The organism is Pseudoxanthomonas suwonensis (assembly GCF_000972865.1).
In the GTDB taxonomy this organism is placed as follows: Bacteria; Pseudomonadota; Gammaproteobacteria; order Xanthomonadales; family Xanthomonadaceae; genus Pseudoxanthomonas; species Pseudoxanthomonas suwonensis_B.
This window is the reverse complement of record NZ_CP011144.1, coordinates 2309094-2324197: the sequence shown is the minus strand read 5'-3', so window position 1 is coordinate 2324197 and position 15104 is coordinate 2309094. Positions and strand designations below refer to the sequence as shown.

Genomic DNA, 15104 nt, shown 5'->3' with positions numbered 1-15104 from the left:
CACCAGGCATCGGACAGGGCGGCCCGCTCCGCCGATCGGGCAAGCCGCCAGCCCTGGGATCGCCGCGCCACCTCCGAGACCGACGCCATGACCACCCTCCACGCCGACAAGGCCCGATCGCGCCGCCGGTTCCACGCCTTGGCCATGCCACTGCTGCTGGCGGCTGCCGCCTGCCTCGCACCCGTCGGCCAGGCCGATGCCGGAGAGCTCGATGCACTGTTCAAGCGCACCGCCAAGCGGCTGAAGGACGAAGCGCTGCGCAACGCCGAGGACGCGACCAGGCGCCCCGCCCAACAGGCGGCGAACGAAAAACCGGCTTCGACGGCGACGCCATCCGCGCAGTCGGTCGGCGTCGCCTGGAACGCGCCGCGCGCGGACACCCGCATCGGCGGCGTCCCGCAGCTGCGCTGGCTGCAGCCTGGGCATGGACGCAAGTTCATCCCCGCCGAGGGCGCTCCGCAGCAGGTGATCGCGGTCAATCCGTACCTGTCGCCGGAGAAGCCGTTCTTCGGCACCATGGACGGGCTGCAATGCGCCGCCGACGGCAGCCTGGTGCTGGCCGGCGAGGGCGGGCTGGATGTGGCAGGCGGCGTCGCCGGCACCGGCTGGTGGCGGATCGCGCCCGACGGCGCGATCACTCCGCTGGTCACCCGCCCCGACGGCAGCCGGCACACGGTGTTCCCGAGCCCGAATTTCAGCCTGGCACCGGACGGTACGCTGCTGGTCAGTTCGCGCGAGGCGGTGCTGCGCGTCACGCCCGACGGCCGCGCCCGGCCCGTCGCCAGCGTCATGGACCGACCCGGCATGCCGGTGCTGGACCCGTCCGGCAACGTCTGGGTGTCCGACAGGCAGCGCTGCGAACTGCTGCGCATCGCGCCCGATGGCCGCCGCACGACCGTCGTCGGCAACGACCAGGGCACCTGCGGCGAAAAGGCGCCGGAAGACCGCATCAACGTCGACAACATCGCCTGGGACCCGGTGCACGGCGAGCTGGTCGCCGGCGGCGGGCTGATCGCCGCGCATCCGACGCACGACATGCGCATCACCCTCTGGCGCATCCGCCCCGACGGGCAGGCGCGCCGCGTCTACTACACGCTCAAGGCCGGGCGCAGCCCAGTGGGCCAGAACATCGACACGATCTGGGCGCTCACCGTGGACGACCAGGGCCGGATCGTGGTCGCCACCCGCCTGCTCGAAGACAACGCGCGGCGCCAGATCATGCGGCTGGACGAAAGCCGCGGAAGGCTGGTGGTCCTGAGCGGCCAGTCCTTCGCCAGGTCCGGCTCGTTCGACGATTACCGCCCCGGCCACGACGAAGCGCCCTACGACGGCCCCGCCGCGCACGCCAGCTTCCGCGCCTCGAAGAACATCTGCTACGGCCCCGACCGCACCCTGTTCGTGCTCGACGAACACCAGGTGCGGCGCTTCGACACCGACGGCAGCGTGCGCACCTGGGCGTACTGACCTGCCCCAGTCCAACCCGGACATCGCGCCATGATTCCGTCCCGCGCCTCGGGCTGAACCCGACCGCCTGCGCGAGGAAGGCCTGAATGCATCGCCCGCGACTTGCGCTTGCTCGACTACCGACCGACCACGCGCGCCAAGCGGTTGTCCTGTCTCCCGGCGTGTCTACGCATACAGCAGACAAGACCATCACCGAGGACGCGCCATGTCGTACCGGAACTCCGTCGCCACGGTCCTGCTGTGTTGCGCCGGCCTGCTGCTGGCGACCGCATGTTCGCGCGGCCCGCAGGACGCGCCCGCCACGATGTCCGCGGCCCAGGACTTGCCCACTGGTCCCGCGCCGGCACCGGACCCGCACGGCACGCCGGACCCGGCCGTCGTCGAACGGCTCATCGCCGCCGGCATCGAGCCGGCCGAAGCGCGTTTGCTGGCGCTGACCACCTCGCAGACCAGCCAACCGGAGCCCGGGCTGGTGCAGCTGGTCATGACCTATCCCTGGGGCGACGTGTACCGCGCCGGCATCCGCGCCCGGCGCGTCGGCGCGGACGAGGTCAAGCCGTTCGAAGTGCTTGCATCCTCGATCACGCCGCAGCGGATATCCGGCACGTTCCGCTACTACGTCGATCTGGCCGACCTGCCGCCGGAAGCGCTTGCGTCGCTCGCCGAACCGGCGCGGGCCGCTCCCTCGATGGGCCTGATCGACTTCTTCATCGCTTCGGCCCATGCCCAGCAACTGCGCGAATACGCCGGACCCAATGCCGTCAACGACGACGGCGGCTTCATGGAGATCGTCTACAACTGGGCCATCGGCCAGGCGGGGGACGAGGCGCGCGATGCCGTCGTGGGAACGGCCTTCGGCGAAAAGGCGGGCGGCGGCATCACCAAGGCGCTGGATGCGTTGAAGGCCGCCGAGGCATTCGCCAGGCTTTCCGACAAGACCCCGAAGATGCTGGACGAACTCGACAGGCTGCGCGCCTGTGCGGAGAACCCGACCAATCCGTTGACCAGGAGATTCTACGAGCAGAACCCGGGCGAGAAGGACCGCATCCTGGACCTGATCGACGGCGCCAAGGCGCACATCGTCGGCAACGCGGTGGGCTCGGCATCCGGGACGCTGGGCAACCTGATCTCCAGCGCCGGCAAGGGTGCGGTCAAGATCGTGGGCGTCGCCCTGGGGCCGCTGGTCGACAAGGCGCAGGCGGACATCGATGGACTGAACCGGACGACCCTGCAGGAACTCAGGAACCGGGTGCCTTCCTGCGGCGGGAGGTCCTTCCATTTCAGCTGCGGCGGCCACGATCCGATCGAACAGGACGTGTGCGACATCCGCACCAGCTTCGTGCTGAACGGCCCGTTGTTCGGCCATGAACTCAGCGGCGGACTGACCGGCACCACGAGGATCGTGCGCACGCCATCGTCCGCGGGCGTGCATTGGGGCGGATCGGGCACCTATGCCATCACCTTTCCCGATGGCGAGGGCAAGCCGGGCACGATGCAGGTTCAGGCCGAAGGCGCCACCCGCACGAGTGGCGGGTTGGCGCAGACGACCGGCGACGAGATGTGCACGCTCACGCCCATCGACAGCTGCAGGGACTGATGGTACGGCCGGGGATGACAGGGCCGGGACATCGAACGCGAATGGGTACGCATCATGAAGAAGCATCTCCTGATTTTCCTTTTCCTGCTGGCCGCCGTCGCTTTGTCGCCGGCCGGCCCCGCCACCGCGCAGGACCTGGGCGGCCTGTTCAAGCGCACCGTCGAGCGGACGAAACAGGAGATCAGGAAGAAGGCCGAGGACAAGACGGCGCACACCGTCGCCCGGCCGCTCGAACAGGGGCTGGACGGCCAGCCGGCCACGGCGCCGCAGGACGGGGTACCGGTCGCGGTCGGGCCGGTGCCCGTCGCGGACGACTCGCCCGCCGCGCGCGAGGCCGCCATCGCCCGCCTGCGCGCCGCCGCGCCCGCCGTGGTCTGCGCCGACGCGTCCACGATGAGCCGCACCTACGGCACCACCTGCAACAGCCGCGAGTTCCCCGCGCCGCCGATCCTCGCCGCGCCGCGGAAGGCATGGGAGACCAAGCCGGGCTGGTGGGGCGCGTGGTCGCCGTTCCTGGTCGGCAACCTGGTGCTGACCGGCAGCTGCAACAACGACGGCAACGAAGGCATCTCCGCACTGGACGCGGGCACCGGCAAGACCGTCTGGCGGATCGCCGGCATCTGCCGGGAGGGCGGGCGGCGCGGCTCGATGGGCAGCGTGGGGTTCCATGAACTGCCGTCGGGCGAAGTGCTGCTGGTCTATCCGCGCAACGACGGCGGCCCGACCGACCACTACGTCATCGACGTCCGGGCCGGGCGCATCGTGCGCACGCTCACGCCCGCCAGGCGCGGGCCGATGCGCCACCCGGGCGAGGTGTTCACCGTGGTCAACCAGTCCACGCCCGAGGGCGTGAGCTACATCACCGCGCTGTCGCCCGCGCTGGACCGCGAACTGTGGCAGAACCGCGGTTTCGGCCTGGCCATGGGCAACGACCTCGACCCGCAGTACAAGCCCACGTTCAGTGCGCCGGCCGCGTCCGGCGGGGTGATGTTCGTGACCGCGCGCAGCCTGGGCCAGCCCGGCTTCCCGACCCGGCAGCTGCACGCCATCGACCTGCGCACGGGCCAGACGCTGTGGCGGCACACCGACCAGCCCATGGTCGAGCGCAACACCAACAACACGGTGGCCTACCGCTCCGACGACGGCACGCCGATGGTCGCCGGCGGCAAGGTGATCATCCGCGTCGACGGACTGCTGGGCACGGTCGGCATCGGCCGCGATCCCGATGGCGAGGGACTGCGCGCGCTCGATCCGCGCACCGGCGCCACGCTGTGGACCACGGCCCCCGTCCGCGGCCGACGGGTCGCCACCCGCATCGCCGCGGGCGACGTGCTGGTGGTCGAGGTCCGCAGCGGCGGCGACCGCGAGCTGTGGGGCCATCGGCTGGCCGACGGCAAGCCGGCCTGGCGCCGCCCCGTCCCGGCGGAAACGCGGTTGCTGGCCTCGTCCGGCGGCGCGTTCTACCTGTCCGAACGCGTGCCCGCCGGGGACGGCAAGCACGACTTCCGCGTGCACGGACTCGACGGCCGCACCGGCACCCTGCTCTGGACCACGCGCCTGCCCGGCCACAACCTGGACATCGACGGCCGCTGGGACATCGAAGACAGGAGCGGCGGTACCGCGCAGGGCCCGAGCTGGCGCATCGGCCGCGACGGCGCGATCTACGGCGTGACCCTGACCGGTGCGTTCAAGCTGCAGTGAGCGGCGGTGGCGCGGGGCCGGATCGTGGCAGGGACGCCACGCCTCCCGTGCAGTCAGCTGCGGCCGGGCCTGGCGAGCATCGCGCGGGCGACGATGCCGAAGGTCAGGCCCACCAGCACCATGTGACAGACGAGTTCCGGCACCGTCGTGGCCAGCCCGATGCGTGGCCACATGCCGGGCCAGCGCAGCGGCCGCACGATCCAGTACATGACCACCCACAGGCCCAAGCCATAGGTCATCCCCCAGGCCAATGGCCGGGCGGCGATCGCCGGGAGCCGGCGGGCGGCGGCCAGGAACACCAGCGCCATCGCCGTCATGATCCCGTAGTGGACGGCCAGTCCCACGACGGCCCAGTGCGCGCCGCCCTTGGTCGCGGCCGGGAACGGACCGCTCGCGACGAAGCGCAGCACGGCGGCCGGCCCGATCCCTGCCAGCCACGCCAGGAGGAAGGCGGCCAGGATATCGAGCGTGCCGGCCACGGCGGTGGCGACGGCGACGGCACGCGGCAGCGACAAGGCCATGACGAGGTCTCCCTTCGGCAGACGTGCCGACGCGGGCGAGACTATCCGATCCCGTTCGTTCCGGGCGCGGGCCGGCGACGCGTGGCGAACCGGGCGCGCTGCGTCATGGTCCGATCCGCGTCGACAGCGCCTCGGCCTCGGCGCGGCCGACATGCGTCGGCAGCACGCCCTCGCGCAACACCGGCAATGCCTGGTCGAGCAGGCGGCGCGCCTCGGCGCGGTCGCCCTGCGCCAGCCGCAGGCGCGCCAGCGTCGCACGGGTCGTCGCCAGGTCCACCGGCTTGTTGCCCGCCGCCTCGAAACGCCGCATCGCCTCGCGCAGGTCGCGCTCGGCCGAGGCGAAGTCGCCGCCGGATTCGGCGAACACGGCGCCGGTCACCAGCGCATGCGCGAACACGAGGTGCTCCGGCGGCACCTGCGCGGCCCAGCGCCGGCGCGCGTCCTCGAGCAGCGGGAGTCCGCGCGCGGCATCGCGCTGGCGTCGGGCCAGGACCAGTTGCTGCCAGACGACCCAGGCCGTTTCCAGGGAATCCTCGCCGTCCAGCGCGCGCGCTTGCTGCAGCAGCCGCTCGAGCAGCGCGTGCGCGTCGTCGCCATGGCCGGTGAAGAACAACACCCGCGCGTAGTTGCGCAGCAGGCTGCGCCTGACCATGTTCTCCGCAGGCACGTCGGCGCGGTCGAGCAGGGCGACGGCACGGTCGTAGAACTCGCGCGCCCGCGCATAGTCGCCCGCGCTCTCCCACGCGCCGGCCACGTTCGCGATCGTCGCCGCGCTCTTCATCGGCGCCTGGCCCGAGGCGGCGAGCAGCTCGCCGCCCCGGGCGAACGCGTCGGCCGCGTCGCGGAAGCGGCCCTGCTCGAAAAGGACCAGGCCAAGCGAGTTGTACAAGGCCCCCATCTCCGCGCCACCGCCACCGACGACCGCCGACTGCAGTGCGATTCCCTCGCGCGCGGTCTTCTCCGCCGCCGCGATGTCGCCGTTCGCGATCTGCGCATCGGCGCGGATCCGCAGCAACGGGACGCGCAGCGGCGACCTGGCGGGCACCTGCAGCCGGTCGGCCGACGCGAGCCCTTCCGCGGTCAGCCTCAGTGCGCCGGCGGTATCGCCCTGCTCGCGCAGCAGGTTGGCCAGACTATGGTGGACGCCGATCACTTCGCCGGCCGACGCATCGGGCAGCACCGACGCCTCCTCGACCGCGCGCTGCCAGTGCGTCGCCGCGCTGTCGTAGTCGTCCGCCGCGTAATAGCCGGTGGCAAGGTCGTCGGCCGCGCGCATCCGCTGCAGCGCATCGCCGGGCGCGAACCGCTCGCGCAGCGCAACCGCGTGCCGCGCCGCCGCCAGCGCGTCCTGCCCCCGCTCGAGCGAGGACAGCGCATCGACCTGGGCCGAGAGGTCGTTGGCGAGCGCGAGGGCTTCGTCGCGCGTGGCAGGCTCGACCCCGGCCAATCCCCGCGTGAACAGGTCGTTCGCGATCTCCGGTTCGCCGAGGTTGCCGTACAGATGGCCGAGCATGCGCTGCACCGGCTGCAGGATGGCCGGATCGACCGCGCCGCGCCGGTCCAGCTGCCCGCGCGCCTTGTCGAGCAGTTCGCGCACGCTGACCTCGGTGGCCATCGCCTGCTCGGGACCGGCCGCGGCCAGCGTGTCGGTCAGGAACGCCAGCGCCGCGCGCGCGTTCGCGCCCTCGCGCTCGGCGAGGCGCGCCTGCTCGCGCGCCTCGCGGGCCTGCCACAGGGCCACGCCGGTGCCGGCCAGCAGGGCGACCGCCACCGCGGCCATCGACACCGCCAGCGCGCGGTTGCGCCTGAGCCACAAGCGCGTGCGCTCGCCGCGGCCCAGGCGCACGGCCGCGATCGGGCGGTCGTCCAGCCACGCGCGCAGGTCGGCGGCGATGGCTTCGGCCGAGGCGTAGCGTGCCTCCGGCTCGCGCCGCAGGCAGGCTTCGACGATCGCCGACAGGTTGCCGCGCAGGGCCTTGGCCAAGGCCGCAGGTGTTTGTCCGCCGCGCTGCGCCGCCTGCTCGGCCGTCGCGCGCGATGCCGCCTTGGTCAACGGCTCCGGCTCGCGTTCCAGTTGCTGCAGTTGCCTGGCCAGTGGCGTGTCGCGGCTCAGGCCGAACGGATGCGCGCCGGACAGCAGCCGGTGCAGCACGATGCCCAGTTGCCAGACGTCGGTGGCGGTGGTGATGGGCGCGTCGTGCAGCTGTTCCGGCGAGGCGTACTCGAAGGTCAGCGCGCGGTCGGAGGTGCGGGTGGCGTCGCCCGCCTCCAGTTGCTTGGCGATGCCGAAGTCCAGCAGCTTGACCCGGCCATCGGCGTCCACCAGCAGGTTGGACGGCTTCAGGTCGCGGTGGACCACCAGGTTGCGGTGGGCGTAGCGCACCGCGTCCAGCACCTGCAGGAACAGCTTGGCCCGTTCGCGCAGGTCGAGCCGGCGTTCGTCGCACCAGCGGTCGATGGGGATGCCGTCCACGTATTCCATGACGAAGTACGGATCGCCCGCGGCGCTGAAGCCGCCGTCGAGCAGCGTGGCGACATGCGGATGCTGCAGCCGCGCCAGGGTCTGGCGCTCGCGCAGGAAGCGTTCGCGCGCGGCCATCGAATCGGCGCCGCTGCGGATCAGCTTCAGCGCCGCCTGCTGGGCGTAGGCGCCGTCGTTGCGCTCGACCCGGTACACCGCGCCCATGCCGCCATGGCCGACCACGCCCACGATGCGCCACGCGCCGATATCGCGGCCCAGCATCGGGTCTTCGCCTGCGCCGGCAACACCGTCCTGCAACGCATCGCTCCAGGCGGCCGCGTTCCCCGAAAACGGCTCGCCCGGGCTGGCGTCGGCCGCCAGCAAGGCATCGACCTGCGCCCGCAGCTTCGCATCGCCCGCGCAGGCCTCGCCGAGCCGGCGTTCGCGCGCATCGCCTTCCAGGTCCGCCGCTTCCTCGAAGATCGCCAGGGCGCGGCGCCTGCGCTCGGTCTCGTCCATGCTCAAACGCCCAGCTCCGCCAGCAGGAACGCGCGCGCCTTGCGCCAGTCGCGGCGCACGGTGCGGTAGCTGATGCCGAGCATGTCGGCGATCTCCTCCTCCTCGTAGCCGCCGAAGTAGCGCAGTTCGACGATCTGCGCGGCGCGCGCGTCGACCTTCTGCAGCGAGGCCAGCAGTTCGTCCAGGGCCAGCACCTCCACCACCGCCTGCTCGCCGGAGCCGACCGAGGCGGTCAGGGTCAGCGCGTCCTGGCCGCTGCCGCGCTTGATCGCCTGCGCGTGCCGGGCCTGGTCGACCAGCACCTGGCGCATGGCCCGCGCCGACAGTGCCAGCAGGTGGTGGCGGTCGTTGGCCGCCAGCGCGGCGCCGCCGGCCAGCTTCAGGTAGGCCTCGTGGACCAGGGCGGTGGTTTGCAGCGGGCCGCGGCCACGGCGCAGTTGCAGGCGGGCGGCGCGCTTGAGTTCCTCGTAGACCGCCGCATAGGCGGCGTCCAGCGCGCCGGCCTCGCCGGCACGGGCGCGCTGCAGCAACCGGGTCACTTCGACCGCACCGCCTTCGCCGCTCATCCCCCGGACTCCCCGGCCCGGCCGTGTGCACGGGCATGTCCTGTCGTGCGTCCGAGTTTCGCATACCCGAACCATGCCCGGCATACCGCCGGCATTCCTGCCGGAGTCCGCCATGCGCCACCACCCATCCCGTCGCCACTCGCCCCTGCCGTCGCCGCTGTCGCTGGCCCTGTTGGCCGCCTTGTCCGCGCCCGCCTTCGCCGCCGACAAGCCTTGCCAGAACCCCGACGGCACGCAGAACACGTCGGCGCCCTGGACCAACCAGGGAAACGAGCACGGCACGGACAACACTACTTGCTTCGGCATTGCGAGCGCCTATGGCGTAGAGAACAATGCCAGCGGTCTTCGCAGCAGCGCCTTCGGTTTCTCCAACATCGCCAGGGGTGCCATCAGTAGCGCCTTCGGTTTCCTCAACGTCGCCAGCGGTGAGTACAGCAGTGCGTTCGGATACGGCAACAATGCCTATGCGAGAGACAGCAGTGCCTTCGGCATGGGGAACGCCGCCAACGCTCTGGCCAGCAGCGCGTTCGGCATGCGCAACACCGTCAGCAGTGTCTACAGCGTCGCGTTTGGTACGTACAGCCAAGTCGCCGCAGGCGCGGCCCATTCGGTGGCGCTCGGCTCGGGCTGGAGTTCGACGACAGGCGCGCGGGTGGGAGAAGACGCCAGCAGCGCGATCGCGATCGGACGCGATGCGGCGGTCGCCGCGAACGCCAGCAACAGCATTGCGATGGGACACGGCAGTCGCGCCAATGCAGCGGACACGGTGGCCGTCGGTTATGGTGCCGAAGCCGATGGTCAGCATGCGACGGCCGTGGGCTACGACAACACCGCCAGCGCGTTCGCAAGCAGCGCCTTCGGTTACCGGTCCCAGGCCCTCAACGTCGGCAGCACGGCGATCGGCCACGAGGCCATTGCAGACCGCGACCATGCCGTTGCCGTCGGTTCCAGCAGCGCGCCGAGGCAGGTGATCCACGTCGCCGCTGGCACCACGGATACCGATGCGGTCAACGTCGGCCAGCTCAATGCCGCGATCGCCGGTGTCGGCGGTGGCGGCCCGGGCGGCGGCGACCTGCACTACTACAGCGTCAACTCCATCGATCCCGCCGCAGGCAACCACGACAACGACGGTGCCACCGGCCTCAACGCGATCGCCGCGGGCGTCGGCAACCTCGCAAGCGGGGAAGGCAGTTCCGCCCTCGGCTACGTCAACCGGGCCGAGGGCGATGCCGCCAGCGCGCTGGGCGTCGGCAATCTCGCCCACGGCAACCAGTCCACCGCGGCCGGCTACCGCAGCCGCGCGGACGGTAGCGACAGCGCCGCGCTGGGCACCCGGGCCACCGCCTGGGGCCAGGGCAGCCTGGCGGTGTCGGCGTTCGCCGGCGGCGACGGCGCGGGCGACGACCTGGACCTGGACGGCGACGGCACGGGCGACGCCAGCAGCGGCGGCGCGACCGCCGCCGGCACCCGTTCGATCGCCATCGGCAGCGCCGTGCTGGCCCGGGGCGACGGCAGCATCGCCGTGGGCGCCTACAACCAGGCCGGCGGCGAGGACAGCGTCGTGTTCGGCGCGTACAACGCCACCGAAGGCGACGGGAACATCGCCCTGGGCCTGGGCAACGACACCGGCTGGGGCAGTTCCAGCATCGCCATCGGCCAGGGCAACTACAACGTTCTCAGCGACTCGCTCAGCATGGGCTCCGGCAACGTCAGCGCCGGCGGCGTCGCCGTGGGCGCGAGCACCTACGCCAACGAGGGCGCGGTGGCGATGGGACTGGGCAGCCGGGCCAACGAAGCGCTCAGCACCGCGCTGGGCCTGCGCGCGGAAGCCAACCGCGGCGGCGCGCTGGCGGTGGGCGGGGGCCTGACCGGCACGTGGGTCGACCTGGACGGCGACGGCGAGGAGGACGGCGTGCTGGAACCGACCCGCGCCAACGGCCTCAACGCGGTGGCGCTGGGCAACGGCGCGCAGGCCGGCGGCGACTATTCGGTCGCGGTGGGCATCGGCGCGCAGGCCGACGGCCGTTCCGCCAGCGCCTGGGGCGTGGGCGCAAGCGCGTTCGCCGATTTCAGCACTGCGATCGGCTTCGGCTCGCTGGCCGATCGCGCCTACACGGTGTCGGTGGGCAGCGCCGGCCACGAGCGCCAGATCGTCAACGTCGCCGCCGGCACCCAGGGCACGGACGCGGTCAACCTCGACCAGCTCAACGCGGCCATTGAGGGTGCCGGCGGTGGCGGCGGATCGCCGACCCGCTTCTACAGCGTCAATTCCGCCAATCCGGCGGCGGACAACTACGGCAACGATGGCGCGACCGGCGCCGACGCGATCGCCGCGGGCGTGTCCAGCCTTGCCAGCGGCGACTACAGCAGCAGCGTCGGCCACTACAACGCCGCCAGCGGGCTCGCCAGCCATGCGCTGGGCGGGTACAACACCGCCAGCGGCGAGGGCGGCAGTGCGTTCGGCCACCAGAACTGGGCCACGGCGCTGTACAGCAGCGCGTTCGGCCACTACAACAGCGCCAACGCCAGCCGGGCGTCCGCGTTCGGCACCGGCAACGTCGCCGACGGAGTGTCCAGCAGCGCCTTCGGCTTCTACGCCCGTACCGGCGCCGATGCGACCGGCGCGCTGGCGTTGGGCGGTTGGATCGACCGCAACAACAGCGGCGACATCGACCACGACGAGACCACCCGTGCACTGGGCATCGGCTCGGTCGCGGTGGGCAATGCCGTGGAAGCCATCGGCATCCGTGCCGCCGTCTTCGGCGTGGACAGCGTCGCCAGCGGGCACTCCAGCAGCGCCGTGGGCCAGCGCAACAACGCGGCCGGCTCCGGCGGCAGCGCCTTCGGCTACGGCAACGCCGCCACCGCCAGCTTCACCAGCGCGGTCGGATTCGAGAACCAGGCCAACGGGCTCAACGGCAGCGCGTTCGGCCATTCGAACGTGGCCGGCGGCGGCAACAGCACCGCCGTTGGTTTCCACAACCAGGCCGGCAACACCGGCAGCACGGCAGTCGGCTACTCCAACGCCGCCAGCGGCATCGCCACGGTGGCCATCGGCATCAACAACGAAGCCATCGGCGGCAACAGCCTCGCCTTCGGTTGGCGCAACATCGCCAGCGGAACCCGCAGCAGCGCGTTCGGCTACCTCAACACCGCAGACGGCGCCTCGAGCAGCGCCATCGGCTTCTACGCCCATACGGGCTCCGCGGCGACCGGCGCGCTCGCCGTGGGCGGGTGGTTCGATCGCAACGGCAACGGCATGCGTGAGGACGACGAGACCTCGCAGGCGCTCGGCGCCGGCTCGGTGGCGGTGGGCAATGCGGTGGTGGCCGCCGGTGACTACAGCAGCGCGTTCGGCGTGGGCAGCCGGGCGACCGCGGTCGGCGCCACCGCACTGGGCTACGGCGCCCTCGCCGACCGCGCCTACACGGTATCGGTAGGCAGCGCCGGCAACGAGCGCCAGATCGTCAACGTCGCCGCCGGCACCCAGGCCACCGACGCGGTCAACCTGGGCCAGCTCAACAGCGCCATCGCCGGGGTGACGGCCGGCGCCAGCAACCCCTACTTCGTCGCCGACGGCGCCAACGACGGCTCCGACAACGCACTGGCCACCGGCAGCAACTCGGTAGCCATCGGCCCCAATTCGGTCGCCGACGAGGACGACACGGTGGCGGTGGGCGATCGCCGCATCACCGACGTGGAGGACGCGCAGAACGGGAAGGACGCGGTCAACCTGCGTCAGCTCACCGCCTCGATGGACGTGCTCGGCGCCGGCTTCGCCACCTGGATGGGCGGAGGCGCCGGCTATGCCGGCGGCGTGTTCACCGCGCCCAGCTTCAGCATCCAGGGCAACAGCTACAACAACGTCGGCGCGGCCTTCGACGCGGTGGACGCGCAACTGACCGCACTGGCCGCAGGCGGCGGCGGTGGCACCGGGCCGCAGGGCCCGGCGGGCGCCAGCGCCTACGAGGTGGCGGTGAACAACGGCTTTGCCGGCACGCAGAGCGAATGGCTCGCGTCGCTGAAGGGCGAAACGGGGGCGACGGGGCCGCAGGGACCGCAAGGCACGCCGGGCGCACAGGGTCCGGCCGGCCCGCAGGGCGAACCGGGCATCGCCGGCAACGACGGCGCGCAGGGGCCCGCTGGCCCGCAGGGACCGGCCGGCCCGCAGGGGCCGCAGGGCGAGCCGGGTGTGCAGGGACCCGCCGGTCCGCAAGGACCGCAGGGTGTTGCCGGCGTGGATGGTGCCCCCGGCGCTCCCGGCGCACAGGGCCCGGCCGGACCGCAGGGACCACAAGGCGATCCCGGCGCGGACGGACTGCCGCTGGCCCAGGTCCAGGCCCTGGTCGAGACCGGCGACGCGGGCACGCTGGAGGCGGCCCGGGCTTTCGCCAGCGCACAGGACGAGCAGACCCTGTCGGCCGCGCGCACCCATGCCAGCAGCACCGCCTCGCAAACGCTGACCACGGCCAATGCCTACACCGACAGCCGCTTCGCCGCCTGGGACGAACAGCTCAGCCAGATCCGCGGCGAACTCGATTGGCGCCTGGGGCAGCAGGACCGCCGCATCGACCGCCAGGGCGCGATGAGTTCGGCTTCGCTCAACATGGCGATGAATGCCGCCGGCAGCGGCAGTCCGCGCGGCCGAATCGCGGTCGGCGTCGGCTTTCAGAACGGCGAGCAGGCCTTGTCGGTCGGCTACGGCAAGCGCGTCGGCCGCGCTTCGCTGTCGCTGGGCGCGGCGTTCAGCGGCGACGAGAAATCCGGCGGTGTCGGCTTCGGCCTGGACCTGTGAGTCCCGGCGGGCAGACGCGGGATGGCCGATGCCGCCGGTTCCGGCGGCATCGGCGACCACCTCAGTAGGCGAATTCGCGGAACACGCGGTCGATGTCGCCGTTCCACTCGCCGTGGAACAGCTCGAGCTTGCGCTCCGCCGCGGTCTGGCCGCTCTCGGCGATCTCGATCAGCGGTTCCAGGAAGCGCGACTCGTCGATGCCGTCGGCGTTGAGCGCGGCGCGGCGGCGCAGGCCGGCGACGGAGATCTTCAGCGCCTCGACCGCCAGCTCGCGCACGCTCGCCCCACGGAACGGCAGCTTCAGCGCATGCTTCGGCACGCCATCGCGCAGCGCGTGGCGCTCGGCGTTGCTGAAATCCCTGACCAGGTCCCAGGCCGCGTCCAGCGCCGCATCGTCGTACAGCAGTCCGACCCAGAACGCCGGCAGCGCGCACAGCCGGTTCCATGGCCCGCCGTCGGCGCCGCGCATCTCCAGGAACTTCTTCAGCCGCACCTCGGGGAAGGCGGTGGTCATGTGGTCGGACCAGTCACGCAGGGTCGGCAACTGGCCCGGCAGCACGTCCAGCCGGCCGGCGAGGAAATCGCGGAACGACTTGCCCGCGGCGTCGACATAGACGCCATCGCGGTAGGAGAAGTACATCGGCACGTCGAGCAGGTAGTCGACGTAGCGCTCGTAGCCGAAGCCGTCCTCGAACACGAAGTCGAGCATGCCGGTGCGGTCCGGATCGGTGTCGGTCCAGATGTGCGAGCGGTAGCTGAGGTAGCCGTTGGGCTTGCCCTCGGTGAACGGCGAGTCGGCGAACAGCGCGGTGGCCACCGGCTGCAGCGCCAGCGACACGCGGAACTTCTTCACCATGTCCGCTTCGCTGGCGTAGTCCAGGTTGACCTGCACGGTGCAGGTGCGGGTCATCATGTCCAGGCCGAGGCTGCCGACCTTCGGCATGTAGTCGCGCATGATCCGGTAGCGGCCCTTGGGCATCCACGGCATGTCCTGGCGCCGCCACTTGGGCTGGAAGCCCATGCCGAGGAAGCCCAGCCGCAGCTCGTCGGCGACCTGGCGCACCTCGTTGAGGTGGCTGCCGACCTCCACGCAGGTCTGGTGGATGGTCTCCAGCGGCGCACCGGACAGCTCCAGCTGGCCGGCCGGTTCCAGGGTGACCGAGGCGCCGTCGCGGAGCAGGGCGATGGTCTTGGCCGGCCCGCCATCGACGCTTTCCTGCACCGGCGTCCAGCCGAAGCGGACCAGGCCTTCGAGCAGCGCCTCGATGCCGCGCTCGCCGTCGAACGGCGGCGGCCGGTAGGCCTGCCCCGGACCCGGTCCGGGGTCATCCAGGAAGCCGAACTTCTCGTGCTCGGTGCCGATGCGCCAATCGCCCCTGGCCTTCTCCCCGGACGCGATGTACTCGACCAGCTGGTCGCGCTGGGTGATCGGGGTATCGGCGGTATGGCTGGGACTCGACAAGGGCGGCTCGCGCGATGC

8 protein-coding genes are annotated in these 15104 nt (G+C 71.9%); 4 read left to right on the top strand and 4 right to left on the bottom strand.

All coding sequences use genetic code 11. The features are described 5' to 3' along the window. Nucleotides 1-87: 87 nt before the first annotated feature. From WQ53_RS09585 to WQ53_RS09575, 3 genes are all read left to right on the top strand, one after another. Nucleotides 88-1464 (top strand): hypothetical protein, encoded by a 1377-nt coding sequence (locus WQ53_RS09585; protein WP_052631957.1) that lies wholly within the window; start codon nt 88-90, stop codon nt 1462-1464. A gap of 205 nt (nt 1465-1669) precedes the next feature. Beyond that, complete coding sequence (locus tag WQ53_RS09580) at nt 1670-3061, top strand: hypothetical protein (RefSeq protein ID WP_052631956.1); 1392 nt, start codon at nt 1670-1672, stop codon at nt 3059-3061. Nucleotides 3062-3115: 54 nt separating this feature from the next. Then, on the top strand, nt 3116-4762 hold the full coding sequence (locus tag WQ53_RS09575) for a PQQ-binding-like beta-propeller repeat protein (protein ID WP_052631955.1): 1647 nt from the start codon (nt 3116-3118) through the stop codon (nt 4760-4762). Nucleotides 4763-4815: 53 nt separating this feature from the next. Here the strand turns inward: WQ53_RS09575 and WQ53_RS09570 are convergent, their stop codons facing one another. The 3 genes from WQ53_RS09570 to WQ53_RS17055 form a co-directional block, all read right to left on the bottom strand. Beyond that, complete coding sequence (locus tag WQ53_RS09570; RefSeq protein ID WP_052631954.1) at nt 4816-5283, bottom strand: hypothetical protein; 468 nt, start codon at nt 5281-5283, stop codon at nt 4816-4818. A gap of 103 nt (nt 5284-5386) precedes the next feature. Further along, nucleotides 5387-8263: a serine/threonine-protein kinase gene (locus tag WQ53_RS09565; protein WP_052631953.1), complete on the bottom strand. Its 2877-nt coding sequence runs from the start codon at nt 8261-8263 to the stop codon at nt 5387-5389. Nucleotides 8264-8265: 2 nt separating this feature from the next. After that, nucleotides 8266-8829, bottom strand: coding sequence for an ECF-type sigma factor (locus WQ53_RS17055; RefSeq protein ID WP_052631952.1), 564 nt, complete (start codon nt 8827-8829; stop codon nt 8266-8268). Between the two features lie 112 nt (nt 8830-8941). On the opposite strand from WQ53_RS17055, the gene WQ53_RS09555 reads away from it, so the two are divergent. After that, on the top strand, nt 8942-13624 hold the full coding sequence (locus tag WQ53_RS09555; RefSeq protein ID WP_052631951.1) for a hypothetical protein: 4683 nt from the start codon (nt 8942-8944) through the stop codon (nt 13622-13624). A gap of 61 nt (nt 13625-13685) precedes the next feature. Here WQ53_RS09555 and WQ53_RS09550 read toward each other — a convergent pair whose 3' ends face one another. Next, nucleotides 13686-15086, bottom strand: a complete 1401-nt coding sequence (locus WQ53_RS09550) for a glutamate--cysteine ligase (protein ID WP_052631950.1) — start codon at nt 15084-15086, stop codon at nt 13686-13688. Between the last annotated feature and the right edge of the window lie 18 nt (nt 15087-15104).

Coding starts and splice junctions, on each gene's coding strand:
- WQ53_RS09585 (WP_052631957.1), top strand. CDS start 88: ATGACCACCCTCCACGCCGACAAGGCCCGATCGCGCCGCCGGTTCCAC.
- WQ53_RS09580 (WP_052631956.1), top strand. CDS start 1,670: ATGTCGTACCGGAACTCCGTCGCCACGGTCCTGCTGTGTTGCGCCGGC.
- WQ53_RS09575 (WP_052631955.1), top strand. CDS start 3,116: ATGAAGAAGCATCTCCTGATTTTCCTTTTCCTGCTGGCCGCCGTCGCT.
- WQ53_RS09570 (WP_052631954.1), bottom strand. CDS start 5,283: ATGGCCTTGTCGCTGCCGCGTGCCGTCGCCGTCGCCACCGCCGTGGCC.
- WQ53_RS09565 (WP_052631953.1), bottom strand. CDS start 8,263: ATGGACGAGACCGAGCGCAGGCGCCGCGCCCTGGCGATCTTCGAGGAA.
- WQ53_RS17055 (WP_052631952.1), bottom strand. CDS start 8,829: ATGAGCGGCGAAGGCGGTGCGGTCGAAGTGACCCGGTTGCTGCAGCGC.
- WQ53_RS09555 (WP_052631951.1), top strand. CDS start 8,942: ATGCGCCACCACCCATCCCGTCGCCACTCGCCCCTGCCGTCGCCGCTG.